General features: G+C 41.9%; 22 protein-coding genes and 1 tRNA gene. 12 read left to right on the top strand and 11 right to left on the bottom strand.

Annotated elements, in window-relative coordinates; all coding sequences use genetic code 11:
- Window positions 1–15: 15 nt before the first annotated feature.
- Genes ATK78_RS01055 through ATK78_RS01045 form a run of 3 tightly spaced genes read left to right on the top strand, consistent with a single transcriptional unit; the run spans window position 16 to window position 5332 of the window.
- Window positions 16–2859, top strand: coding sequence for a S9 family peptidase (locus ATK78_RS01055; RefSeq protein WP_133574213.1), 2844 nt, complete (start codon window positions 16–18; stop codon window positions 2857–2859).
- 5 nt (window positions 2860–2864) lie between these two features.
- A complete protein-coding gene (locus ATK78_RS01050) occupies window positions 2865–4025 on the top strand; it encodes a M14 family zinc carboxypeptidase (protein WP_133574212.1) in 1161 nt (386 codons plus the stop codon).
- A 35-nt stretch (window positions 4026–4060) separates the two neighbouring features.
- Window positions 4061–5332 (top strand): nucleoside recognition domain-containing protein, encoded by a 1272-nt coding sequence (locus ATK78_RS01045; protein ID WP_133574211.1) that lies wholly within the window; start codon window positions 4061–4063, stop codon window positions 5330–5332.
- Between the two features lie 8 nt (window positions 5333–5340).
- On the opposite strand, the gene ATK78_RS01040 is transcribed toward ATK78_RS01045, so the two are convergent.
- Complete coding sequence (locus ATK78_RS01040) at window positions 5341–5580, bottom strand: hypothetical protein (protein ID WP_133574210.1); 240 nt, start codon at window positions 5578–5580, stop codon at window positions 5341–5343.
- 116 nt (window positions 5581–5696) lie between these two features.
- Between ATK78_RS01040 and ATK78_RS01035 the strand changes: the two genes are divergently transcribed.
- On the top strand, window positions 5697–6098 hold the full coding sequence (locus tag ATK78_RS01035) for an OsmC family protein (protein ID WP_133574209.1): 402 nt from the start codon (window positions 5697–5699) through the stop codon (window positions 6096–6098).
- A 55-nt stretch (window positions 6099–6153) separates the two neighbouring features.
- Here the strand turns inward: ATK78_RS01035 and ATK78_RS01030 are convergent, their stop codons facing one another.
- Window positions 6154–6519 (bottom strand): response regulator transcription factor, encoded by a 366-nt coding sequence (locus ATK78_RS01030; protein WP_133574208.1) that lies wholly within the window; start codon window positions 6517–6519, stop codon window positions 6154–6156.
- Window positions 6520–6651: 132 nt separating this feature from the next.
- On the opposite strand from ATK78_RS01030, the gene ATK78_RS01025 reads away from it, so the two are divergent.
- Together ATK78_RS01025 and ATK78_RS01020 are read left to right on the top strand one after the other, a co-directional pair.
- Complete coding sequence (locus ATK78_RS01025; protein WP_133574207.1) at window positions 6652–8022, top strand: exonuclease domain-containing protein; 1371 nt, start codon at window positions 6652–6654, stop codon at window positions 8020–8022.
- Window positions 8023–8109: 87 nt separating this feature from the next.
- Window positions 8110–8183: transfer RNA gene (locus ATK78_RS01020), tRNA-Arg, on the top strand.
- Between the two features lie 270 nt (window positions 8184–8453).
- On the opposite strand, the gene ATK78_RS01015 is transcribed toward ATK78_RS01020, so the two are convergent.
- A complete protein-coding gene (locus ATK78_RS01015; RefSeq protein WP_317126180.1) occupies window positions 8454–9608 on the bottom strand; it encodes an FAD-dependent oxidoreductase in 1155 nt (384 codons plus the stop codon).
- Between the two features lie 98 nt (window positions 9609–9706).
- On the opposite strand from ATK78_RS01015, the gene ATK78_RS01010 reads away from it, so the two are divergent.
- The 3 genes from ATK78_RS01010 to ATK78_RS01000 all read left to right on the top strand — a co-directional run bounded on the left by ATK78_RS01010 (window position 9707) and on the right by ATK78_RS01000 (window position 13610).
- Window positions 9707–10660 (top strand): helix-turn-helix transcriptional regulator, encoded by a 954-nt coding sequence (locus ATK78_RS01010; protein WP_133574205.1) that lies wholly within the window; start codon window positions 9707–9709, stop codon window positions 10658–10660.
- Window positions 10661–10724: 64 nt separating this feature from the next.
- The gene (locus ATK78_RS01005; protein WP_243732398.1) at window positions 10725–13160 is read left to right on the top strand and encodes an alpha-L-rhamnosidase-related protein; all 2436 of its coding nucleotides are present in this window, start codon (window positions 10725–10727) and stop codon (window positions 13158–13160) included.
- A gap of 162 nt (window positions 13161–13322) precedes the next feature.
- Complete coding sequence (locus tag ATK78_RS01000) at window positions 13323–13610, top strand: hypothetical protein (RefSeq protein WP_133574204.1); 288 nt, start codon at window positions 13323–13325, stop codon at window positions 13608–13610.
- Between the two features lie 22 nt (window positions 13611–13632).
- Here ATK78_RS01000 and bioA read toward each other — a convergent pair whose 3' ends face one another.
- The 5 genes from bioA to ATK78_RS00975 are packed head-to-tail and all read right to left on the bottom strand — an operon-like array spanning window position 13633 to window position 18229.
- Window positions 13633–14910: an adenosylmethionine--8-amino-7-oxononanoate transaminase gene (gene bioA / locus ATK78_RS00995; RefSeq protein ID WP_133574203.1), complete on the bottom strand. Its 1278-nt coding sequence runs from the start codon at window positions 14908–14910 to the stop codon at window positions 13633–13635.
- Between the two features lies 1 nt (window position 14911).
- The gene (bioB, locus tag ATK78_RS00990; RefSeq protein WP_133574202.1) at window positions 14912–15895 is read right to left on the bottom strand and encodes a biotin synthase BioB; all 984 of its coding nucleotides are present in this window, start codon (window positions 15893–15895) and stop codon (window positions 14912–14914) included.
- Window positions 15896–15918: 23 nt separating this feature from the next.
- Complete coding sequence (gene bioD, locus ATK78_RS00985) at window positions 15919–16485, bottom strand: dethiobiotin synthase (RefSeq protein ID WP_133574201.1); 567 nt, start codon at window positions 16483–16485, stop codon at window positions 15919–15921.
- Window positions 16482–17624: an aminotransferase class I/II-fold pyridoxal phosphate-dependent enzyme gene (locus ATK78_RS00980; RefSeq protein WP_133574200.1), complete on the bottom strand. Its 1143-nt coding sequence runs from the start codon at window positions 17622–17624 to the stop codon at window positions 16482–16484. The genes bioD and ATK78_RS00980 overlap by 4 nt, the downstream gene beginning before the upstream one ends.
- Window positions 17624–18229, bottom strand: a complete 606-nt coding sequence (locus ATK78_RS00975; RefSeq protein ID WP_133574199.1) for a hypothetical protein — start codon at window positions 18227–18229, stop codon at window positions 17624–17626. Before ATK78_RS00975 ends, ATK78_RS00980 begins: the two co-directional genes overlap by 1 nt.
- 64 nt (window positions 18230–18293) lie before the next feature.
- Between ATK78_RS00975 and ATK78_RS00970 the strand changes: the two genes are divergently transcribed.
- Complete coding sequence (locus tag ATK78_RS00970; RefSeq protein WP_133574198.1) at window positions 18294–19787, top strand: aminotransferase-like domain-containing protein; 1494 nt, start codon at window positions 18294–18296, stop codon at window positions 19785–19787.
- Between the two features lie 43 nt (window positions 19788–19830).
- Entirely contained in the window at window positions 19831–20088 is a 258-nt protein-coding gene (locus ATK78_RS00965; protein ID WP_133574197.1) for a hypothetical protein, read from the top strand.
- Between the two features lie 39 nt (window positions 20089–20127).
- Here ATK78_RS00965 and ATK78_RS00960 read toward each other — a convergent pair whose 3' ends face one another.
- Window positions 20128–22095, bottom strand: coding sequence for a protein-disulfide reductase DsbD N-terminal domain-containing protein (locus tag ATK78_RS00960; protein WP_166664789.1), 1968 nt, complete (start codon window positions 22093–22095; stop codon window positions 20128–20130).
- 253 nt (window positions 22096–22348) lie between these two features.
- Here ATK78_RS00960 and ATK78_RS00955 point away from each other — a divergent pair, with 253 nt between their 5' ends.
- A complete protein-coding gene (locus tag ATK78_RS00955; RefSeq protein ID WP_133574195.1) occupies window positions 22349–22579 on the top strand; it encodes a hypothetical protein in 231 nt (76 codons plus the stop codon).
- Between the two features lie 77 nt (window positions 22580–22656).
- Here the strand turns inward: ATK78_RS00955 and ATK78_RS00950 are convergent, their stop codons facing one another.
- Together ATK78_RS00950 and fabF are read right to left on the bottom strand one after the other, a co-directional pair.
- Window positions 22657–23268, bottom strand: a complete 612-nt coding sequence (locus ATK78_RS00950; protein WP_133574194.1) for a TetR/AcrR family transcriptional regulator — start codon at window positions 23266–23268, stop codon at window positions 22657–22659.
- Window positions 23269–23277: 9 nt separating this feature from the next.
- Entirely contained in the window at window positions 23278–24525 is a 1248-nt protein-coding gene (gene fabF / locus ATK78_RS00945; protein ID WP_133574193.1) for a beta-ketoacyl-ACP synthase II, read from the bottom strand.
- Window positions 24526–24598 lie beyond the last annotated feature (73 nt).

Genomic DNA, 24598 nt, shown 5'->3' with positions numbered 1-24598 from the left:
AAACAATCTTAAAACATGCAGAAATATCTTACCATTGCTTTATTATTTTTGGGCGGCGCAAGCTTTGCGCAAAAAAAGCCATTAAACCATACAGTTTATGATTCCTGGGAATCTATTTCATCAAAAAAACTGTCAAATAATGGAAATTGGGCAGCGTTTGGAATAGCTCAGCAGGAAGGTGACGGCACCCTATATTTATCAAACCTCCTTAGCAATTCGAAGATCAAAGTAAACCGCTCTGAAAGTGCAGCATTTAGTGCAGATTCTAAATTTGCTGCGTTTACCATAAAACCATTTTATAAAGAAACCCGTCTGGCAAAGATCAAAAAGAAAAAGCCGGATGAAATGACCAAAGATACCCTGGGCATTGCCAACCTTACTACGCTTGCAATCGTAAAGATTCCAAAAGTTAAATCCTTTAAAATTCCTGAAACAGGCATGGCACTACTTGCCTATCAATTGGAAAAACCAATAGATACGGCAAAGAAAACAAGCCCTGCAGCTGGAACTGTACCAAAAAAAGATGATGAAGATTATCTGGCAGATGAAGTTCCCGGAGCTTCTGCTAAACAGGAAGGTACAGATCTGATCGTAAGGAACCTGTTAACTGGTGTGGAACGTACATTCAAATATGTTACTGAATATAGCTTTACAAAAGATGGCAAGCAACTGGTATTTGCATCTACCGGATCTAAAAAAGATAAAGCAGCCGCTACCGGTGTCTTCGTTTTAAATACTGTAAAAGGAACCGTTAAGACCCTGGTAAACAGCAAAGGCAACTTTAAAGGATTTGCATTTGATGACGAAGGAGAATCCCTGGCCTTTCTCGGAGAAAATAGCCCGGAGAAAGCAGAGATCAAAGATTACTTTGTATACTATAATTCCCTGTCGCTGGATACAGCACAAATTCTGGTTGATGCTGACATTCCAGGAATGCCTGCTAAATGGGCCGTAAGCGGAGAAGGCAGATTAAACTTTAGCAAAGATGGCACTAAGCTTTTCTTTGGCATTGCACCAGTTAAAACACCAAAAGATACCACCTTAGTGGATTTTGAAAATGCAAAACTCGACATCTGGGGATATAAAGATGATTACCTGCAGCCTATGCAGCTGAAAAATGCAGACAGAGAGTCAAAGAGAACGTATTTAACAGCCATTGACATCTTTGATGGAGATGCTAAAATAATACCGCTAACCGATCTAAAACTTCCTGAAGCAAGCCCGATCAATGAAGGAAATTCAAACTTCGTATTGGCGTCAACCGATTTCGGAAACAGGATCCAGTCGCAATGGACAGCCGGATCCATCCGCGATTACTACCTGGTTGACGTAAAGACGGGGGCAAGAAAGAAGATCATTGAAGGTCTTTCCGGAAATGCAATGGCATCCCCTTCGGGAAAATATGTGATCTATTTTGATAAGAAAACCGGTAACTGGTATACTTACAACCTTCAAACTGCCAAAATAACCCATTTGAACAATGGAATGTCCGTTAAATTTGTTGATGAGGATAATGATGTACCAGATGATCCATCTCCATATGGCATCGCTGCATGGACTGAAGACGATAAAGCCGTATTGTTATATGATCGTTACGACATTTGGGAATTTTCTCCGGATGGAAAAACTGCAGCCAAAAATATCACCAACGGATTTGGAAGACAAAGCACCATCACTTTCCGTTATCAAAAGACCGATCCTGAAAGCCGTTTCATCGGAAAAAAAGAAATCGTTTGGCTGGATGCCTTTAACAATACCACCAAAGAAAACGGTTTTTACAAAAAGAACATTGGCGACAGCAAAAACCCGGAGCTTGTGGTAATGGCCAAAATGAAATATTCAAACCTGGTAAAAGCTAAAGATGCCGAACGCTATATTTTTGATAAAAGCAATTATACCAATTCACCAAATGTATTTGTTTCTGCAGATCTTAAAACAGACGTTAAGCTAAGCAATACCAATCCGCAACAGGCAACTTATAACTGGGGTACCGCAGAACTGGTAAAATGGACTACACCAAAAGGATTTAAATCCGAAGGGATCCTTTACAAGCCAGAAGATTTTGACCCGGCTAAAAAATACCCGATGATCGTATATTTCTATGAAAAATTATCAGAAGGGTTATACACTTACCAGGCACCTGCACCTACCCCATCCCGGTTAAATATCTCTTATTTTGTAAGTAATGGTTACCTGGTATTTGCACCAGACATTAGCTACGAAACGGGCTATCCGGGCAAGTCCGCAGAAGAATTTATCAATTCCGGAGTAGAATCCTTAAAGCAAAACCCATGGGTAGATGGAACAAAGATCGGGATCCAGGGTCAGAGCTGGGGTGGTTACCAGGTGGCACACCTCATTACCAGAACCAATATGTATGCTGCTGCATGGGCAGGCGCACCAGTTGCCAACATGACTTCAGCCTATGGCGGAATCCGTTGGGAAAGCGGTATGAACAGGCAGTTCCAGTATGAAAAAACACAAAGCAGAATTGGCGCTACCTTATGGGAAAAACCAGATCTGTATATAGAAAACTCTCCATTGTTCTTTTTACCCAAGGTAAATACGCCGGTAGTGATCATGTCTAACGATGCGGATGGAGCTGTGCCATGGTATCAGGGTATAGAAATGTTCACTGGTTTAAAAAGATTAAGCAAGCCAGTATGGTTATTAAACTATAATAATGAGGCCCATAACCTGGTACAGCGTCAAAACCGGAAAGATATCCAGATTCGTGAGCAGCAATTCTTTGACTATTATCTTAAAGGCGCAAAAGCCCCGGTATGGATGGTTAATGGTATACCAGCAACAGAAAAAGGAAGAACATGGGGTTTTGAACTAACCGATGAGAAGCCTTAAGATCAATGGAAACAGCAGTCGTACTGGATCGATATTCTACATTCATTGAATCATCGGTCACTGACCGCTTTTTAAAGCATAAAGATGTAATTCGGTTACTTGCAGACTTACCATCAGAATTTGAGGTAGGTCTGCAGGGTAACTCTGTTGAAAACAGAAGTATCAGCCTCATAAAATGGGGTTCTGGTCCTACCCGGATCTTTATCTGGAGTCAGATGCATGGCGATGAAGCTACCGGCACAATGGCAATCCTGGACCTGTTCAATTTTTTACAGCAGGAACAGTTCTCAGATGATGTCAATCTTCTAAAAGAAAGCTGTACCCTGTATATGCTGCCTATGGTTAATCCGGATGGAGCAGAAAGGTTTACTCGCAGAAATGCTCAGCAGATTGATATTAACCGCGATTATTTACAAACTGTAAGTGCAGAGGCGCTCCTTTTAAAACAATGCAGGGAAGATATTGACCCGCATTTCGGATTCAATCTGCATGATCAAACTACCTTATGGAGTGTAAAGCACAACCAGAAACCGGCCACACTTTCTTTCCTCGCTCCTGCATTAGACGAAAGTCTATCGATCAATGAGACCAGGGAAAGAGCAATGTTGGTTATTGCCGATATCTTTAAAGCAATAGACCCAATCCTTCCCGGACACATTGGACTGTTCAATGATGAATATGAACCAAGGGCATTTGGTGATAACTTTCAAAAAGAAGGCACTGCCACGATATTGATCGAAGCAGGCGGACTGGCTGGCGATCCTGAAAAGCAACAGATCCGAAAATATTACTTTCTGTCTATTCTATCAGGGTTACGGTCCATCGCCAAAAGAACTTACCTGGAACAGCAAACTTCAAATTATTTCTGCATCCCAAAAAATGATAAGCAGATCTTTCATATCCTGATCCATCAGGTCCTTTTAAATGGAACATGGGTAAGTATCGGTATCAACTATGATGAACTGCCCAATGAAAATGGGAGCAGCACCAGAAAATGTTACACAATCCAGGATATTGGTGATTTAAGCTACTGTCATGGTTATGAAATGCATTCATTGGGATCTTATACCATTGAGGGTACAATTATTTTCAACGCAAACGCAAATTTCAGATTGCTGGATGGGAATCAAATTATTTTAAGTTTCAGCAATGGAATATTGCTTTAAAACCCTACATTAACACCTTAAAAATAAACCGTCTAATGGCATTAAGTAGAATATGGTCTGCATTTATTATTGTAGCTATCGTTGTAGCAAGTATTAAGTGTTTCTTTTTTGGACAAACAGACATCTTTAACTGGATGATCATTGGTAAAGCAGACGATGCAGCCAACCCATTAAAGATTGACGGCGTGATTGAAACCTGCTGGACAGCAGTTAATATCTGTCTGAAACTGATCGGTATCATGGCTTTATTTATGGGCTTTATGAGTATCGCAGAAAAAGCAGGAGGCATCCGTTTACTGTCCAGGATCATTGGGCCATTCTTTTCCAAACTATTTCCGGACGTTCCAAAAGGCCATCCGGCTACCGGGCACATGGTAATGAATTTCTCGGCAAACTTATTGGGACTGGATAATGCGGCCACTCCCTTCGGATTGAAAGCGATGGAAAGTCTGCAGGAATTAAACCCCAGTAAAGACACCGCATCCAATGCGCAGATCATGTTCCTGTGTTTACATGCGTCCGGATTAACGCTGATCCCGGTCAGCATCATCGCCATCCGTGCATCGCTAAACTCGGCAAACCCTACAGAAATTTTCATTCCCTGCATGATTGCTACTTTCGTAGCCACTATGGCAGCCATGCTGATCGTTTCGTTTAAGCAGAAGATCAACATCCTTCAACCGGCCATATTAAGCTGGGTACTTGGAATTTCAATTGTAATCGCACTACTGGTTCTATATCTTGTAAAATTAAGCACCACAGAGCTGCAGTCTTTTTCAGGAATTTTGAGTAATGGCTTATTGCTGTTTATATTCCTGCTGATCGTTCTGGGAGGCGTGTATAAAAAGATCGATGTATTTGATGCATTTATTGAGGGTGCCAGGGGCGGATTTGAGACCGCCATCCGGATCATTCCTTACCTGGTAGGGATGTTAATTGCAATCAGCCTGTTACGTACCAGCGGTACATTTGACATCATTATCAATGGATTAAAAAGTGTATGTACCTTTCTGGGCACAGACTCCAGGTTCATTGACGGGATCCCGACTGCGCTGATCAAGCCTTTAAGCGGAGGCGGTGCAAGGGGCATGATGGTGGATACCATTACAACACATGGTGCAGATTCTTTTGCGGGCAGATTATCCAGCATCCTCCAGGGATCATCAGATACTACGTTTTACGTAATCGCTGTTTATTTCGGAGCAGTAAATGTTAAGAATACAAGATATACGATTGGTGCGATGCTGCTGGCAGATTTGGTAGGCGTATGTACCGCCATTGGATTGTGCTATATGTTCTTTGGATAAAAAGAAAGTTAAGCGAGCTGCTTACTGGTACTCAGCTTATTCAATATTTGTGCTAAAATGGTAGGTTCAACACTGGTATGCCTGGACGTTCTCCAGGTAGCTGATGCATCCAGCCATACACAAAAAGAGTGATAGCCGTCTACAATGACTGCATACGTTTCATGAAAATCATCCTGTATCTGCATACAGAAACCGTTAACAGGTTTACCCTGAACATCAAACTGGAAGTTTAGACAATTACTTAACATATTCATATTTGGCTTATTATATCCATAACAAAGCTCCACAAAAAATGTTTCACTAGTTTTAAATACATAACAAGTTATTGTTAAATATTGGTAGTTTTATCATTTTAATATAATTTATGGCGAACAACCAAATTACAGCAGTTACAGAACTGGACCGGTCACATTATAAAACCAAGGTATATGCAGGTGGACATTTCATTTATTCGGATGAACCTGAAGAGGTGGGCGGAACAGATGAGGGTATGACCCCGGGAGCATTACTTCTGGCAAGTTTGGGAAGTTGTACCGCAATAACGATCCGGATGTATGCCGACCGTAAAGGGATTAACCTCGACAGCATTAAAATAGATTTAGCGATCTGTAAGGAAGAGGAAATGAGTAAGGAAACAACCATTACCCGTAAGATAGAACTTAAAGGAGATTTTTCAGATGATGTTCATCAGCGGTTGATGCAGATTGCAGATAAATGCCCAATCCATAGATTGCTCAGCAATCCAATTAAGATTGAAACCAGCTAACGCATCGCCATACAGAATTTAGTACTATAATTACATTAATTAGTACAGTTTTGTTTTATGCGGCAAGCTGTGCTTTCACTTTATTGATCAAACTATCGATATCAAATGGTTTGGCCAGAAAATCATTTGGAGATCCGGGCTGTTCCAGAATGTTATGTAAGTTATGGCTTGCAGAAATCATCACGATAGGGATTGATTTATACAAATCATGCTCTTTTATCTCTTTACAGATCTCTCTGCCGTCCATTCCACCCAACATCACATCGAGCAGGATCAAATCCGGCATTAAAGAAGAAATGACACTCAATACGTTTTTTCCGCTTGTTAACGTGGAAACTTCATAGCCCTCATCCTCCAAAATAATCTTAATGATATCGACTATATCGCTATCATCATCAACTGCTAATATTTTCCTTGACATTTTTTTTACTCATTTGCATAATAGTGCACTATTAATATGCCATGATTTGATTTAGAGACGAATTAATCAATAATAATATTGATACATATAAATTATTTGGCTAATTACTAAATTTATTAGCATCTTTACAACGTGTTATATGCAGTAGTAGATATCGAAACCACAGGTGGCTTTGCATCCGGAAATGGGATCACTGAGTTGTCCATACAGGTACATGATGGCGTATCGATAATTGACAGCTATGAAACCCTGATCAATCCCCAACAGGATATCCCGGAGTATATTGAAGCATTAACAGGCATTAGTAATGCTATGGTTAGAAATGCGCCGGTATTTAGTGAAGTAGCTGAGATCATTTACAATTATCTGCACGACAAGATCTTCGTGGCACACAATGTTAATTTTGATTTTTCATTCATTAAACACCAGCTTTCTTTAAGCGGGTTCGATTTGCAGTGTAAAAAAATCTGTACGGTACGTTTAAGCCGTAAAATACTTCCGGGGCACAGTTCTTACAGTTTGGGAAAACTTTGCAACGCCTTAAATATTGGCATCAATAACAGGCATCGTGCCGGTGGGGATGCAGAGGCTACTGCCGAATTGTTAACACTCCTGCTGGAAAGTGACCATGAAGGCATCATCAGCCAGATGCTGAGCCGGAATTCTAAAGAACAGGCCCTCCCTCCTAATTTATCGCGTGCACAGATTGATAAATTGCCACTTTGTCCGGGGGTATATTATTTCAAGGATCAGAAAGGAAAGATCATTTATATTGGCAAGGCAAAGAGCATTAGAAAAAGGGTATGCTCACACTTTACGGGCACAAATACCGGGAGGCAGCGTCAGAATTTCTTAAAGGACATTCACAGTATAGACTTTGAAGTTTGCGGTACCGAACTAATGGCTTTTATATTAGAGGAATCTGAGATTAAAAAACACTGGCCAGAGAACAACCGGGCGTTAAAGCGCTTTGAACAGAAATATGGATTGTATGTTTTTGAAGACCAGAGCGGCTATTTCAGGTTAGGTATTGACAAGCACAGAAAGCATACGCCTGCACTTTACAGTTTTAATACCATATTGGAAGGACATAATCTTTTAAAGCTGCTGATCAAAGAGCACTTGCTTTGTGAAAAACTGTGTTTCATTCAAAAGAACCGGCAAGCCTGTACGGCACATGAAGAAGGAAATTGTGCGGGTGCCTGTGTCCATAAAGAATCAGCCGCATCTTATAACGTACGCGTAAAATATGCGATCAAACAACTGGAAACGATGCTTCCAACGTTTGCAGTGATTGATAAAGGCAGAAATGAGGATGAACAAAGCTGTCTCCTGGTGGAGCAAGGCAAATTTTACGGCATGGGCTACATCTCAAACTATGCCGATATTCATGAACCCGGACAATTAAAATCAGCGTTACAGCCCTTTGCCTCAAATGATTACATACTTCATATGATCCGGACGCATGCAGAGCAGTTCCCGCAAAAGAAAATAGCCATTTAATGGTGCAGATATTTTTCCAATAAATCTTAAATAGATTTGCGCATTTCCATCATAAATTCTATATTTGCCCCTCCTAAATAAGGAAATGCATCCATAGCTCAGCTGGATAGAGCAACGGTTTTCTAAACCGTAGGTCATAGGTTCGAATCCTATTGGGTGTACAAGAGATTTATCTCTTAATTAAAGGCGACGTTGCTCCAGACGTCGCTTTTTTTTGTTAAAAGGGTTCTGGACCGAGGTCGCCTGTAATTATATCAAACTGCTATTTATATCCACTAGAATCGGAATATTTTCTATACCAGCGATAACAGGTATTTTAATATCTATTTCACATATTACACCATTGAATACCAGGAAAACAAAGAAAGAAGATCTGAAGAATATCTTATGGTTGCCCCGTAACCAGTGGTAATGACTTTGAATATTAAGAGTTACTTTATACCAAAAACAGCCAGCATTTTTCCGAGCGCGTCTTTAGCATGCATCCTTTTGCCATTTTCAAGCGATTGCTCTGCGGCTACCGCTGCCCTTTTGCGCATACTCACTTCATAAAAAAATAAGGCTTCCTGCAAATTGTGAAATTGATCAGACGTTAAACATTCGCTCAATTCTAAAGCATCAAACATAGCTGTGTTTGCGCCTTCACCTGCAAATGGCGGCATAACATGTGCGGCGTCTCCGAGTAAAGTTAAATTGGGCAGGGTTTCCCATGTTTGATCCAGGGGCATACAATAAATTGGACGCGGTATAACAGGCATTGATGCATTTTCAAACAATTCATACCAGATGTCACTCCATTCGCTGTACTCACTTTCAAACCAAGCCAGCAATTGTGTTTTGTCAGAAAAATCCAAGCCACTATTTGAAGCCCAGTTTTCATTGGGTTTAAAGCTTAAATAAAACCCCAGGCCACCATTCTCTTTCTGACCACCCAATATATTCTTTTCATTTCCAAAAGCCATGATCTTACCGCCCTTTAACATGGCATGGATATTCGGTATTGCCACTGCTGCATTGTCGATATTGATTTCAACCATGGTCACACCGGAATAAAAAGCTTTGATAGCTGTGACGTACGGGCGGATTCTCGAATGAGCACCATCAGCTGCAATTACAAGATCTGCGTAATCAGATGAACCATCTTTAAAATGTAAGATCCAGCCTTCAATTTCTTTCTCCATGGAAACAAATTGACTGTCCCATACTACAGTTTCCGGTTGTAAAGACTCCAAAAATATTTTTCTTAATGCACCGCGGTCTATTTCAGGACGGATAGTTTCACTGTCAGGATCTTCATCTGATTGGGCCTCGTGGTCGCTAAAAATAATCTCTGCACGTTCATTGACGATGATCTTTTTATCTGCACCCCGATGGATACTCTTTTGAAATGCAGCTACTAAATTTGCTTTGCGCAGTGCCTCCCATCCCGATGACTCATGCAGATCAAGTGGTGAACCCTGAACACGGGCAGCTGGGTTAGCATCCCGTTCATATAGTTTTACATGGACGCCCTTAAGCTGTAGAAGTCTGGCTAAAGTTAATCCGCCCGGACCGCCACCTATGACGGCCACTTTTTTATTTTTCATTAACATGATTCTATATTTTCAATTATAATACGAAATTGATGCTTATCTTAGAGATAAAATAATCACATTAGACTCAAAAACAGTCGTAAAAGACTTCTATGAAAAAACAATCAGAGCCATATATTCTGCAAAGGCTTGCTCGTTTATTAGGGACAGAAGTAAAAAACAACAGATTAGATATCCCTGAAAAATTTGGCCAGGGGTATTGTACAGGATTCGTATTTAATGAGAATATCCGGATGCTGATCCTTAATTATGAACTCAATGAAGACTTGCTTGTTGAAAATCCGGATGTTAATGGTTCTGCGAGAACGATCCTTTTTAAGTTCCGGAACATTTTCAATAAAACAGCGGCACAACGGGAGGGCAATCACTTAGCAGAGACACCTTCGGTTTTAATTGCGACAAAAAGTTTAAATCCTGAAGTAATTATTCCTATCCATACCAACATGTCGACGATCAATATAGACGTAGACGTCAGTTATTTAAACGGCCTGTTCGACTCGTCAGAAAAATCACCGGTTTTAAAGAGCCTGTTACAAAATACACAGCCCTTACTATTCGAACAACTGATTTATCCTTCTTTACAGAAAATTGTGGATGAAATCCTATCAGAATCGGTTGATCAAGCTTTCAAACTATTTTTTCTGAGGGTAAAAGCAGAAGAACTGATTTGCAGACTATTAATAGAACTGGAAAAGCGAGATGAAAAACGTCTTTATGATTTAAATACTCAGGATATACAAACTATTTACAAAGTAAAAGAAGAAATCCTTAAACATCCGGAAACTCCACCGCGCATCAATAATTTGGCAGTATATGCAGGTATGAGTCCCACCAAACTGAAACGTTTATTCAAGCAAATTTTCGGCAGCAGCATATTTAATTACTATCAGGAATTCAGGATGAAAGAAGCCGCGATATTATTGAAAAATGAAAAGCTATCTGTTTCTGATGTGGGTTATAGACTCGGTTTTACAAACCTTAGCCATTTCTCAAGAGTCTTTAGAGAACATCTGGGAATGAAGCCAAAACAATACAGCCGGTCTTAATTTAAAACAGGATCACTTATTACAAAAATAAAACCCGATAAGTGTTTCACATACTGAACACATCATGAAAAATATCTATACTTGTGAATATAACCCACTCGTCATGCTTCCTTGTTTCAAATCTACATTTTACCGCGTTTTACTATTATTACTGATATCACCATTTTTTTCCTTCAGCGTATATTCACAGGTACAGGCCGGTCCGCAGCATAGCTGGACAGCAAACTGGATAGGTACCCAGGGCAATACGGGTACAGAATATGGCGTCTACTATTTCCGTAAAACCATTACTTTAGATTCTAAACCTGGCTCTTTTAAAGTACATGTTTCTGCAGACAACAGGTATAAACTTTATGTAAACGAAGTACTCGTTAGCATGGGGCCTGCCCGTGGCGACACCTATAACTGGAACTATGAAACTGTGGATCTTGCACCATATCTCAAACAAGGAGCAAACACGCTTGCTGCATTGGTATTTAACGAAGGTCCTTACCAGCCTGTAGCACAGATCAGCTTCAGAACTGCCCTAATGCTTCAAGGAAGCAGCAAAGCCGAGGATGTCGTAAACACCAATAAGAGCTGGAGATGCTTCAATGATAAATCACATCAGCCATTTCCTGGCTGGTTTCCCTATGCAGCGACCAAGGGAGAAATCGTTGACATGAACCTGGCCCTGGGCGACTGGAATAAAAATAATTATGACGACAGCAAATGGCCATTCGCAAAAGACTTATCACAGGCACGTCCGAAAGGTAAAACCGATGGATTTGGATTAATGCTGGTTCCTTCATCTTTACCGCAGATGGAGCTTAGCTACCAGCGGATCTCAACATTGCGCAAAGCGACGGGAATGAATGTTCCTTCCGGATTTCCAAAAAATAAAGTTGCACTTACGGTACCTGCCCAAAGTGTGGTAACCCTTTTGCTGGACCAGGATACGTTGACCAATGCATACCTCAACCTGAATTGCAGCGGTGGTAAGGATGGTAGTGTCACCATCCGTTATGCAGAATCACTATTGGAGAATAATAAAACAGGAAGGGGAAAAGGAAACCGTAACGAAGTAGAAGGTAAGAGTTTTTCCGGTCGCGCAGATAGTATCATTGCCAATGGCAAAGCTGACCAAACATTTACTACCCTGAACTATCGTACTTATCGTTATATACAAGTCAGCATCAGAACAGGTAACGACCCACTTACCATCAACGACCTTTACGGAACATTTACAGGTTACCCTTTTAAATTAAAGGCCACACTGAATACGACCAACGCTGAAATTAAAAAGATAGTCTCAATTGGATGGCGCACCGCCCGGCTTTGCGCTGTAGAAACCTATTTTGACTGCCCCTATTATGAGCAGCTTCAATATGTAGGTGATACCCGGATCCAGGCAATGGTATCTTATTTCAATGCAGGGAATGATACACTGGCCCGCAATGCAATCAGCCAGATAGATCATTCCCGTCTGCCGGAAGGCGTAACGCAAAGCCGCTGGCCAAGCCGTGAAAACCAGGTGATACCTGGCTTTTCATTATGGTATATTGGAATGCTGCACGATTACTGGATGTACCGCAATGATCAAAATTTTGTAAAGGATAAGCTTTCCGGCTCCCGTGCTATACTTGACTTTTTCGGTAGATACCAGCAAGCAGACGGTTCATTAAAAGATGTTCCATTCTGGACTTTTATGGACTGGGCAGGCCGTAATGGGTGGAGTGCCGGCGGACCGCCAAAGGGTACTGACGGCAGCTCAGCGGGTTTTGATCTCCAATTGCTTTGGGCATACCAATGGGGCGCAGAAATGGAAGCGCAGTTGGGAATGCCGGCTATTGCAGATTTATATAGTAAAAAGGCAACTCAACTTATACAGACGATACGCAGCAAGTACTGGAGCAAATCCAAACAGCTTTTTGCAGAAACAGTAGAGAAAAACACCTTTTCACAGCATACCAATAGTCTGGCAATATTAACGGGTGCCGCACCAAAAGAGCAATGGCCTGAGCTGGGAAAGAAAATGCTAAACGATACCACGCTTACGCAATGCTCTATTTATTTCAGATATTATATGCACATGGCACTTGTTAAGGCGGGTCGCGGTAATGATTATCTTTCCTGGCTGGATGCATGGCGCAGTAATATGGATCTGGGACTTACCACATGGGCCGAAGAGCCGGACGTGCTGCACAGCCGATCAGATTGCCATGCCTGGGGTGCCAGTCCGAATATTGAGATATACCGCACATTACTCGGAATAGACAGTGATTCACCTGGGTTTAAAAAAATAAAAATCGTCCCCCACCTTGGCGACATCACATCAATTAGTGGCTCAATGCCGCATCCAGGTGGCAAGGTAGATGTGGCTTATACCTTAAAGGGCAGTGAATGGGATATTCAGATCGATCTGCCTGAGCAAACAACCGGCACTTTTATTTGGAAAAGAAAGACTTACCAATTAAAATCTGGCGGGAATAAGTTTAGCTTCCGTAACACCGCTATGTAAAAGTAAGGTTCTAAATATATTTGCATTGAAATGGTATGATAAGCCTGTTCGTAAATTGTAGAGAAAAAGCTTCCGTAGTATCGGAATTTCTGCAAATGTAACTCACTAAATACAGCCATATTTGGTGAATAGAAATAACGATTTATCTTTGTGCATATATAAATGGCATTGCAAGAAACTAAAGAATTACTAGACCGGATTAAGCACCATGACAAATTATTAATCACGGTAAATGAAAACTGTGCGATCGCCTTACCAGATGACATCCTGCAAAAGTTGCTTCAACCACACAAGCTGGCACATTACTGTTTTGTATTTATCGATCAGGGATCAGAAACCTATAAAGTAGATTTACAAAACATGACCATTTCCGATGGACAATTGGCTTTTTGGTTTGCCAAATCAGATTTTCAACAATCCACTAAAAACTTATGGCACCCAGGGTTATAAAATTGCATCGGATGAAAACACACTAAATGTTGCTGCTAAAAAAATCCAGTGCCCCTTCAATACGTTCATAGACCTCTGCCAGATCTTCGTTGCTCATACAATAGGGAGGCAAAATGTAAATGACGTTGCCCAATGGCCGCATGAGTATTCCATGTTCCAGAAAATAAAGGTACAACTGATCTCTAAGTTGGCTAAAATACGAACTGCGATCTCCTGTCTCCCATTCTATAGCCAATATGGTTCCCGTTTGCCGGACTTCCCGAACCTTTGGGTGCAAACTGATCTTTTGCAAAAAAGTACCATGCTGCTTACAGATTCGCTCAATAGCATGTTGTGTATCTTCTTTCTTCAGCAATTCAATACTGGCCAATGCAGCGGTGCAGGCCAGTGGGTTTGCCGTAAAGGAATGTCCGTGAAAAAGAGTTTTCATTTTATCTTCAGATAAAAAAGCTTCATAGATCCCGGATGTGCAGGTAGTAATACCCAGCGGCATAGTTCCGCCGGTAAGTCCCTTAGAGAAACACATCAGATCAGGCTGTTCCTCCAGGTGATCCGCAGCAAAGTTTTTACCCGTACGGCCAAATCCTGTAAAAACTTCATCCTGGATCATTAAGATCCCTTCAGCACGGCAATGTGCCATCAACTGATCTAAGTCTTCAGCATTGTACATCAGCATCCCTGCAGAGCCCTGAACCAGGGGTTCATAAATAAAACATGCTATTTCTTCGGCACATCCGGAGATTAATGCCTTAACTGATGCCAGATTTTTTGGTGTGGGTGTATCTATAAAGATCACTTCAAACAGCAATGTATCAAACGGAGCGGTCCATGCACTTCTGCCGCTTACCGACATGGCGCCAAAAGTATCGCCATGGTACCCCTTTCTAAAAGCCAGGACCTTTCTGCGCGGGATACCTTGATTGTACCAATACTGCAGGCACATTTTTAAGGCAACTTCGACCGCTGTTGAACCATTATCACTATAAAAAACCTTTTCCTGTGCATCCGGAAGTAAAGCCAGCAGGTTTTCTGCAAGTTCAATAGCAGGCTCATGGGTAAACCCGGCAAAAATAACCTGGTCCAGTTTTTTAAGCTGTGCAGTTACACGCGCAACAATATAGGGATGAGAATGTCCATGAAGGATTACCCACCAGGAAGAAACCGCATCGATGATCCTTTTGTCATGCTCATCATACAAGTAACAACCCTCAGCCCTTATTATGGGTACAGGATGTAAAGCGCCCATTTGCTGCGTATAAGGATGCCAAATATTTCGGGCATCTCTTTCAGTTAATGTCATGCTATAGCGTTGAATTTTCAACCTTTTCTTTAACCATTGGCTTCAAGCCCAACAGATCAAACATTTTACGATCGTCATCCAGCCTTGGGTTAGGTGTAACCAGCAGCTCTTCACTCTCACTTGTAAAGATTGAGTTTGCGCCTGCCATAAAACACCAGGACTGTTCTTCAGTAGTCATTTCTGAGCGGCCAGCACTAAGACGAACCATAGATTTCGGCATTAAGATCCTCGCCGTTGCAATCATGCGCACCATCTCCCAGGAATCTATTTTAGGCAGATCTGCCAATGGCGTTCCCTGTACCCTTGCCAGTGCATTTACAGGTACAGATTCCGGATGTTTTGGTAAGGTAGCCAGGGTATGCAGCATTTGGATCCTGTCTTCATGGCTTTCCCCCAATCCGATAATACCACCTGAACAGACCGTAATACCTGCTTTACGTACATGAGTTAGTGTATTTAAACGGTCATCATACGTCCGGGTGCTGATAATTTCTTTATAATATTCTTTTGATGAATCCAGATTATGGTTGTACGCATATAATCCGGCTTCCTGCAAACGCCCTGCCTGGGATTCGGTGAGCATACCAAGTGTACAGCATACTTCCAAGCCCAAATCATTCACGCCTTCAACCATCTCTAAAATGGTTTCAAAATCACGGTTATCCCTAACTTCCCGCCAGGCCGCAGCCATGCAGAAACGTGATGAACCAGCGTCCTTTGCACGTTGTGCAATGGCCACTACATCTTCTTTAGACATTAGTGATTTTACACGAATCCCGGTATGGTACCGCGCAGCTTGTCCGCAGTAAGCGCAATCTTCTGTACAACCGCCAGTCTTAATGGACAATAAAGTACATACCTGGACCTCATCTGGTTTATGCCAGTTACGGTGTACCGTCGCCGCCCTGTAAACCAATTCCAACACCGGTTGATGATAAATGTCTTTTATTTCCTGGATGCTCCAGTCATTTCTAATTGTATCCATATTTTCTATTTTATTGATCTGATCTAAAATTCAGGAATCTCTATAAGGGTAGTTTCTTCAGGAAACTGTTCCAGGATGATCGCTTTTGTTGCTTCCGGAAAATTCCCGTTCAGCACGATATATTTTAGTACAATATTCTTTTGCTTAAGGGCTTCTATACTCAGTAAGGTGTGGTTAATGCAGCCCAGATAATTTCTCACTACCAAAACAGCCTCTGCCTCAAACTGGATGATGAGGTCTATCATAAAGAAAGAACTGGATAAGGGTACAAATAAGCCTCCTGCTCCTTCTATCAGTAAAAGACGGTCAGTTTCCGGAAGTTTAAAACTTTCCCGGCAGATCTCTATACCTTCCACCAGCGCAGAATGGTGCGGGGATGCAGCCAGTTTTAACCGGAAGGCTTCGGGATGGATCTTTGTTAACGGGTTACGTACCATTTTCCTCACCCGGTCACTATCTGTAAAACCCAGATCACCAGCCTGAACCGGCTTCCAGTAATCCGCCTTCAGCTGTTCACACAATACCGCGGAACAAATTGTTTTTCCAACGTCTGTACCTATTCCGGTAACAAATAAAGGTTTATCTTTCATCTTATGGTTGTTAATTGGCTGATGTGATGGCACAATTCAAGAATCTCCGGATTGGTATTATAGGTATGAACACAGATCCGGAGACGTTCTGTACTTTTAGGAACTGTAGGGCTACGGATTGCCCTTACATCAAAGCCTTTTTCCTGTAGCTCACAACTGTACCTTACTGCCTCTTCATTACCAGTTGTATACAGACATTGAATGGCCGAATTATTCCTGCTGGTTTTTAACCGATCGGATTCCGATAAACCTGACTTCAGCAGTTCACATTTTTCAAGCAGTATTTTTCTATTCACGTCTTGCGTGGTTAAGAAATACCGGTAAGCTACCCGGATAGATAAAAGATGTAAAAATGGAATCGCCGTACTGTAAATGAACGGACGGGCAAAATTGACCAGGTATTCCTTTAACAATCCTGTTCCCAGTACCACTGCGCCAGATAATCCGAGCGTTTTTCCAAAGGTAACAACCCGTGCAAAAACGGCATCCTGAAGGTGCAGCTGATCAACAAGTCCGGTTCCATAAATCCCAAATGCATGGGCTTCATCTACGATCAAATGTGCTGCATACTTCCGGCAAAGTGCTACGATACCTGCCAGATCGGCGGTGTCCCCATCCATTGAATACACACTTTCTACAGCCACATAACATGGTCCGCCTGCTACTTTAAGTTTCTTTTCCAGGTCTTCGGGATCATTGTGTTTAAACTTAAGCCGCCGTGCAGTACTTAGCCGGATCCCATCAATTACTGAAGCATGGATATAAGCGTCATGGATCACTGTATCTCCTTTTTTAAGTACACTGGAGAAAAGCGATACATTAGCCGCATAGCCGGAATTAAAGATCAATCCGCTCTCTGCACCATGGTATCCTGCAAGCTCCTGCTCCAGTTCCATTGCAAATGGGGTATTACCGCTCAGCAATCTTGATCCGGTAGCACCCAGCGAAAGCGGGGCTTCAGGATATTTCCTGAGCTCATCAGCAATCAACAGCTGCAGTTCAGTACTGCGTGCAAAACCAAAATAGTCATTAGAGCTAAAATCAAACCGCGTATGGGTTACATCCAGCTTACGCAGGGTGCCCTCAGCAGCCCTTAAGTTCAGTTTAGTACGCATTGTTACTGCCGGATCCCAATTCATTACAATGCAGCCGCTAAATCTTTGATCCAGTTTTCATACAACTCCTTTTCCAATAAAACGATATACCCCGCATGAACTTCCCATTCCGGAGAAAATGCTTTCAGCTGCACGATCATCTCTTCCAGATGCCCCTGCTCTTCCAGGATAATAGAACGTACACTCACCTTACTGCGGGTTTTATTTAATATACTTTGGTAGACCGGGTAAAGTTCATCTGCTCTAAGCTCTATGGCATAGGTAACCAGCAGATAAGCCCCAAATTTAAGTGCGGTACGTTCCAGTTTTAAATGATCCCTTAAATACCGGCTGGTTAAAAGATCCAGTTTATTTAAATAGTATCTGCTGCTGTATGGTGCCAGAAGATATTTCGGCTCGTAAGTAGGACAACCCTTTTCACCAAGCTTAATGAGCTGCTTTTTAAGATAAAAAGCATGTCTGTGCTCTTCAGCAGCATGTTTAAGCACCATATAGGTAGAAGTATCCGGCTGCTCATTTGCTGAGATCTTCCTCGCCCCTATATTTTCCTGTAAGGATAGTGTATTTAAAAAACGGGAATGTATTTCATCATTACTGACGATTTGTAAAAGAAGTTCTTCTAGTTCCATGCTGATGTATGTTCGCCAAAAGTATTATATTGCCGGATAGTCCAATGGTACCAGTTTTTAGTTTATGAGTAGTCCGGTTAAAATTCCATTTCCAAGCGTGATCCATATCGATAAATCGATAGACAGACCCGTATATCTTCAGATTGCCCATCAAATGATCAATGCGATACAAAGAGGTGTATTGCAACCGGGGGTGCAGTTGCCCGGAACCAGAAGCCTTTCAACAGACCTTCAGGTTCATCGCAAAACGATCATTGCCGCATATGATGAACTTGATGCACAGGGCTGGACAGAGATCAGGCCTAATAAAGGAACTTTTATACGCAATAACGACGGGATCAAAAATACGCAGCGTGAACTGCCGCATTTGGAAAATATACTGACCAGCTATCCCGCTCAAACGGGTTACGCATTTAAGCAAAGTATCCTGCTGGATGCAATCCGCATAAATTCATCTCCCGGGCTGGAGTTTAACGATGGCCTTCCTGATATCAGGCTGCTCCCACTAAACAGATTATCCAAAGTCTATGGCGGCATTCTAAAAAGCAAGACCAATTACAGGCATTTTGGCTACAGTCATGTAGAAGGGAATGAGTTTTTTCGCGAAACACTGGCCGCCTACCTGAACAATACCAGGGGATTGCACATTAATAAAAATAACATCCTAACCACAAGGGGAATCCACATGAGCATCTATATGGCCTCAAGTATGCTCATTGAACCGGGCGATTTGGTGGTAGTGGGCAACCTAAGCTATTACCTTGCGAATATGTGTTTTCAGCAGTCGGGCGGAAAGATCATCTCTGTTCCCGTGGATAATGAAGGGATTTCTGTAGAAGCGATCCGTAAGCTATGCCAGACAAAAAAGATCCGGTTATTGTACCTAACCCCACACCATCATTACCCAACAACAGTAACCTTAAGTGCAGAACGACGGGTTGAATTGCTCAACCTGGCATCTGCCTATGGGTTCATTATCCTTGAGGATGATTATGATTATGATTTCCATTATAACGGAAACTCTGTACTTCCCTTAGCCAGTGCCGATACCAATGGAATGGTGGTATATATTGGTTCGTTCTGCAAATCACTGGCACCTGGCTTTCGTTCGGGATACCTGATCGCACCGGAAAATCTGATCGCAGAGATGGCTAAGTTTCGGCGATTGGTAGACAGGCAGGGAGATATGCTCATGGAACAGGCGCTTGCTGAACTTCTGGAGGAAAAAGAAATACAGCGGCATTTGAAAAAAGCAGTTAAAATTTACCAGGAACGAAGAGATTATTTTACCACCCTGCTGCAGGATCAGTTGAAGGAAGAAGTCGACTTCAGCTCTCCTCCGGGCGGACTTTCCGTATGGACCCGGTGGAATCCCAAGCTCAACCTGATGCGCATTAGTAAAAACTGCCTTAAGAAGAATCTATATTTACCACAAGAGCTCTTGTATCAAACCGATACCTTTACTGCCATGCGGCTTGGTTTCGGCAACTTAACCATTCCCGAACTGGAAGAGGCGGTAAGCATACTCACTTCAGCAGTAAAAGAAAGCTATATTTAAACGTTCTTTTTACTAAGTTTGTAATAGATTTACGGGATTCGTTATGGTTGAACTTCTTTTACTATTGGGCCTTATCTTACCTCAAACCATTGCCGGAATATTCGCAAAAAGCCTGGGCAGAAGTTTCTGGTTCTGGTTCTTTATTTCCTTTCTAATTCCCATCATCTCCCTGATCATACTTGTTTTTCTGGATGACAAAAATGAGGAGAACGTTGAGAGCGTTGAGAACGACGTGAACATTAAGCGCGCCAATACCGGTTATAAGCTCGCAGACCACGTCTATCAGAAAGAAGACCAGTAATCCACTCACCCTCTTTTATTACCGCATTTTTTATTTCACTTAAATGGCTTTATTGGCCGATTGAGGTACGCGTACTTCAACCATTTTTGTTACAGGCGGAAAGCATTTGTTCTCATCACAGGTCTGGTAAAACAAACCACATTTTATAAGGCCGTTTGATTTAACATTGGTCATGTCAATACTGATCTTAAAGGATACCTGATCTTCGAATACATAAACACCATCATTACCAGGAAAAGGCAAAGCAGCTGATGTTTGCCAGTCAGATTTCAAAACAGCACCCTCTGGTAGTTCAATCTTGGTTTCTGTTGGTATAAATGGGCTGTCAGAAGGAACCAACGCATAAATATGCCATCCTTTTAAAAGGGCTGCATTGACGATCAGCTCCCCACTTTTCTTATCTGCTGAGTAAACAAACTTTGCTGAAACAGCTACGGGATCATCCAAAGTCGGTTTATCTGCCTTAGTTTCAACTTCCTTAACCTGGGTTGTTTCTACTGATACAGGAATACGTTTGCCATAAGTATTTACCATGAATTTAAACCCACCGGCTTCGGTAAAGAACAGGTTACCTTTATTTTTAGTAAGCCAGGTTCTCCATTCTGCTGCTGTACTGAACTTTTCTACTGTATACCGCTCCAGGAGCTTTTGAGCAGACGCAGCATTTTCATTTTTCTCCAGCATCCGGACACATTTTTCTAAAAGTTCCACCTTACGGTTAGAGATCCCCAGCTTTTGAGCATCTTCATCCAGCTGCAATGAATAGGTACCTGAAGGATAATAGTATTCATAATTATCTTTATAATATTTAATGTATCCAGCCGTATTTGTTCCAAACTTATTGAACATCTCAATACAATTTTGAGTCTTCAGATAATCTTCAAAACTTTCTACATCATTGGTAATGGGCATTTTAAGAAACATTTCATTTCCACGGCCTATATCCTCACCTGCTGCTTTTCTATCCAGAAGGTCCTTTTGCATTTTAAGCATCCGGGCATTCCCTTCTTTTCTTGAAACGATTGCATTATCATATAATTTACGGTCTGTGCGATAGATCATTTCATCGATACCCTCACGCGTTGTAATTTGTACTTTCTTCACAATGGCAGGCATGTGATCATATTTTTTGATATAGGCTACCGTGTTCACAAATACATCTTTGGCTTCGTCCGTCATATAATCCGGGGAAGCAGAGAAGCCCCACATAAAATAATTACCCTGTCTGCCTAAAGAAACAGCTTCCGCATTTTTCAGACAAACACCACCAGAGATTGCTTCTGCATCCGGGGAGTCATTAAAACCCTCACCATGCGCAACCATACCAATCACATATTTACCGTTCGCAGAAGCCTCTTCTTTTACAACTTTCCACATCGGCATTTCTTTAGGGGTATTTGCACCCTGAAAGCCGTTAAAGAAAGAACCTGGAGTTGGTCTGTTAACCATGGTCAGTTTAACTTTATTGGGGCTGTTAAATATTTCATGCTTGGTATTGATATTTAGTGCATCGTCATCCAGGCACTGGCAATACCAGTCGAACTTCAAACCAATTGGCAATCCAACATTTGGGGCCATCGCATGCATCAGGATCATTGGGCGGTCAAAGTCAGCAGGCAGGTTTACCGGACCAGCATCCATGATCGTTACATCAGCCCGGTCAGACATGGCTGGAGTATAGTTTCTTACGTCGACTATTTCTACCTGGCTAAACCGGCTTTCCAGAAAAGTTTTAAAATCAGCCATCCTGGCTTTGTAAACCTGTTCAACTACCGGAACTGAGGTACTGTAATAAACCACGTTTGCAGGCATGGGTTTATCCGGACTATATCCTACATAAAGGACTTTAAGGGTACTCTTCGGACTACCGATCTTAACCGCTGCAGCATTCAGGGCAGCTGCTAAAAAAATAAATAGTGTGGCTACAAAAAGTTTGTTTGTTTTCATGTGTTCCAGGAAGATCGTTAACTGATCTGACTGAGCAAATATATAAAGATTCACTCCCATTTCAGTTATAATTAAAAAATTTCTGAAACAGATTCCAACATGTAATTCAAAATTAAAAAACAACGGCTGCACAGCTTCAAAAGACTGGGAATGAGGACAAGTATGCATCAAGCTATTTAAATCACCTGGAAAGGCTTAAAATACACACAGAAGAAACTTTACGGCAGGGAAGCATCATTAGTTATTAATATATTCCGGAAATCTTTCAATTATTCTATCCAAACACATTTTCTACAGCTTTCAGGATGGCTGTATGAACTATGGTATTGGAGACGGGATACGCTGGGCCTACACCAGGCAGCACTATATTACTGCATCCGTAGTGGTTAAATATGGGTTTAATAGGGCAATAGCAGAACAAGACCCGAACGAAACACGAAGGAGACAGCAGGAAGACAGCAACAAGATAGCAAGCGTACCCGAAGCGGAGTCGAACAGCAGTCGAACACTTACTATCCAATATGGAGACAAAAAATGGGTTTGAAGGTCAGCGTGATAAATCGCCAGAAGATGAATCTAATATACGATTTTATAATTAAAAGTTACTATTTAAATTCCTCTTTATTTACTTTTCATTTCTTCAATAAGCGTGGCTACAGTGCGCATAATTTCATCCATCCGCGCCGGGTCACCGGTTACCTTCGCAATCATCACTGCTCCTTCAATTAGTGCAATTATAGAAAGGGCAACCCGTGAAACGGGAACATCTGCCTTAAATTCACCAGCAGCTATTCCATCATTGATGATCCAGGAAATACGCTGCTGCCAGCTGTCAATTGCTTTAGCCGCCTTTTCCCTGAGTTGAGGATTGGTATCATCAGCTTCAATTGCTGTATTCAGGATTGGGCAGCCACCAGGATGAAGCGGATCAAGTATCATATTTTTGTATACGCGGGCATAAACCATCAGCCGGGCATGAAAGGTATCAGCCTTTAAGATTTCTTCCTGGGTTATGCGTACGATCCGTTCATAATTGTAATCAAAAACGGCTAAGGCAACTTCTTCCTTACTTTCAAAGTTTCCATAGATACTTCCCTTTGTTAACCCGGTTACTCCGGTTAAATCAGAAAGGGAAGTACCTGCATATCCTTTTTTATTGAACACATCTGCTGTTTTTTCAATAATAAACGTCCTTGTTCGTTCTGCTTTAGAGGATGATGCTGGATTGCTCATGGTTAAAACTTAAACCGATTGAAACACGACAATACCGTTATGTCCGCCAAAACCGAAGGTATTGCTCATAGCCACATTCACCGCTCTGGCTTCAGCTTGTCCCGTAACAATATTTAAATGTGCAGGAATGGCAGGATCAATGTTTGTCGTATTGATGGTTGGTGGTATTACATTATCTGCGATGGACATTAATGCAACAATGGCCTCAATAGCTCCTGCAGCACCCAGCAAATGTCCGGTCATTGATTTGGTAGAACTGATCATCAGTTTCGACTTCTCACCTCCCGTGAGCGACAGGATCGCATTGATCTCTGACAGATCTCCAACCGGAGTTGAAGTAGCATGTGCATTCAGATAATCCACATCCGCAATAGAGATCCCTGCTTCTGTAAGTGCCAGTTCCATCGCCTTGGCTGCACCCAGTCCCTGAGGATGGGTAGCTGTCATGTGATATGCATCGGCTGTCATCGCGGCACCTGTAATTTCACCATAAATGTGCGCACCTCTTTTTACAGCATGGTCATAATCTTCCAATACGAGCGCACCAGCGCCTTCACCAATTACAAACCCATCACGGTCCACGTCAAATGGTCTGGAGGCTGCCTGCGGATCATCATTGCGGATGGACATCGCTTTCATTGAATTAAAACCACCCAGTGACGCTGTAGTAATGGGCGCTTCTGAACCACCAGTGATGATGATCTTAGCTTTACCTAATCTAATGTAATTAAAGGCATCCATGATTGCCGTATTGGATGTGGCACATGCAGAAACGGTGGTATAGTTGATGCCCATATAGCCATTACGGATGGAAATCAAACCTGATGACATATTGGAGATCAGTTTTGGAATAAAGAACGGGCTAAATCGCGGCTGTCCGTTTCCAAGTGCAAATTCACTGATCTGCTGCTCAAAAGTTTCCATACCCCCTTGTCCTGAACCCCAGATCACGCCTATATCAAAAGGATCCATTTTAGAAAGTTCGAAACCGGAATCTTTAATGGCTTCGTCTGATGCCACCAATGCATATTGAGTAAAGGCATCTGTTCTTTTCAGATCATTCCTGTCCAGGTAATCTGCTGCATTGAAGTCTTTCAGTTCACAGGCAAAACGTGCCCTGAACAAAGTAGCATCAAAACGTGTAATGTCTGCAGCGCCGCTTTTGCCGGCTACAATATTCTTCCAGAAAGTTTTTACATCGTTACCAAGCGGAGTTAATGCTCCAAGTCCTGTAACAACTACCCTTTTTAAATTCATATCTATTCAATTGTTTATACAAACTTAGTTTAATTATACCAATTGGTATAATTAATTTTATATTAAGTTATAC

This window comes from Pedobacter metabolipauper, assembly GCF_004362715.1.
Classification (GTDB): domain Bacteria; phylum Bacteroidota; class Bacteroidia; order Sphingobacteriales; family Sphingobacteriaceae; genus Pedobacter; species Pedobacter metabolipauper.
Note: the sequence above shows the minus strand (reverse complement) of the source record. Positions and strands in the feature narration are given on the sequence as shown.

Coding starts and splice junctions, on each gene's coding strand:
- ATK78_RS01055 (WP_133574213.1), top strand. CDS start 16: ATGCAGAAATATCTTACCATTGCTTTATTATTTTTGGGCGGCGCAAGC.
- ATK78_RS01050 (WP_133574212.1), top strand. CDS start 2,865: ATGGAAACAGCAGTCGTACTGGATCGATATTCTACATTCATTGAATCA.
- ATK78_RS01045 (WP_133574211.1), top strand. CDS start 4,061: ATGGCATTAAGTAGAATATGGTCTGCATTTATTATTGTAGCTATCGTT.
- ATK78_RS01040 (WP_133574210.1), bottom strand. CDS start 5,580: ATGTTAAGTAATTGTCTAAACTTCCAGTTTGATGTTCAGGGTAAACCT.
- ATK78_RS01035 (WP_133574209.1), top strand. CDS start 5,697: ATGGCGAACAACCAAATTACAGCAGTTACAGAACTGGACCGGTCACAT.
- ATK78_RS01030 (WP_133574208.1), bottom strand. CDS start 6,519: ATGTCAAGGAAAATATTAGCAGTTGATGATGATAGCGATATAGTCGAT.
- ATK78_RS01015 (WP_317126180.1), bottom strand. CDS start 9,608: ATGAAAAATAAAAAAGTGGCCGTCATAGGTGGCGGTCCGGGCGGATTA.
- ATK78_RS01010 (WP_133574205.1), top strand. CDS start 9,707: ATGAAAAAACAATCAGAGCCATATATTCTGCAAAGGCTTGCTCGTTTA.
- ATK78_RS01005 (WP_243732398.1), top strand. CDS start 10,725: ATGAAAAATATCTATACTTGTGAATATAACCCACTCGTCATGCTTCCT.
- ATK78_RS01000 (WP_133574204.1), top strand. CDS start 13,323: ATGGCATTGCAAGAAACTAAAGAATTACTAGACCGGATTAAGCACCAT.
- bioA (WP_133574203.1), bottom strand. CDS start 14,910: ATGACATTAACTGAAAGAGATGCCCGAAATATTTGGCATCCTTATACG.
- bioB (WP_133574202.1), bottom strand. CDS start 15,895: ATGGATACAATTAGAAATGACTGGAGCATCCAGGAAATAAAAGACATT.
- bioD (WP_133574201.1), bottom strand. CDS start 16,485: ATGAAAGATAAACCTTTATTTGTTACCGGAATAGGTACAGACGTTGGA.
- ATK78_RS00980 (WP_133574200.1), bottom strand. CDS start 17,624: ATGAATTGGGATCCGGCAGTAACAATGCGTACTAAACTGAACTTAAGG.
- ATK78_RS00975 (WP_133574199.1), bottom strand. CDS start 18,229: ATGGAACTAGAAGAACTTCTTTTACAAATCGTCAGTAATGATGAAATA.
- ATK78_RS00970 (WP_133574198.1), top strand. CDS start 18,294: ATGAGTAGTCCGGTTAAAATTCCATTTCCAAGCGTGATCCATATCGAT.
- ATK78_RS00965 (WP_133574197.1), top strand. CDS start 19,831: ATGGTTGAACTTCTTTTACTATTGGGCCTTATCTTACCTCAAACCATT.
- ATK78_RS00960 (WP_166664789.1), bottom strand. CDS start 22,095: ATGGGAGTGAATCTTTATATATTTGCTCAGTCAGATCAGTTAACGATC.
- ATK78_RS00955 (WP_133574195.1), top strand. CDS start 22,349: ATGAACTATGGTATTGGAGACGGGATACGCTGGGCCTACACCAGGCAG.
- ATK78_RS00950 (WP_133574194.1), bottom strand. CDS start 23,268: ATGAGCAATCCAGCATCATCCTCTAAAGCAGAACGAACAAGGACGTTT.
- fabF (WP_133574193.1), bottom strand. CDS start 24,525: ATGAATTTAAAAAGGGTAGTTGTTACAGGACTTGGAGCATTAACTCCG.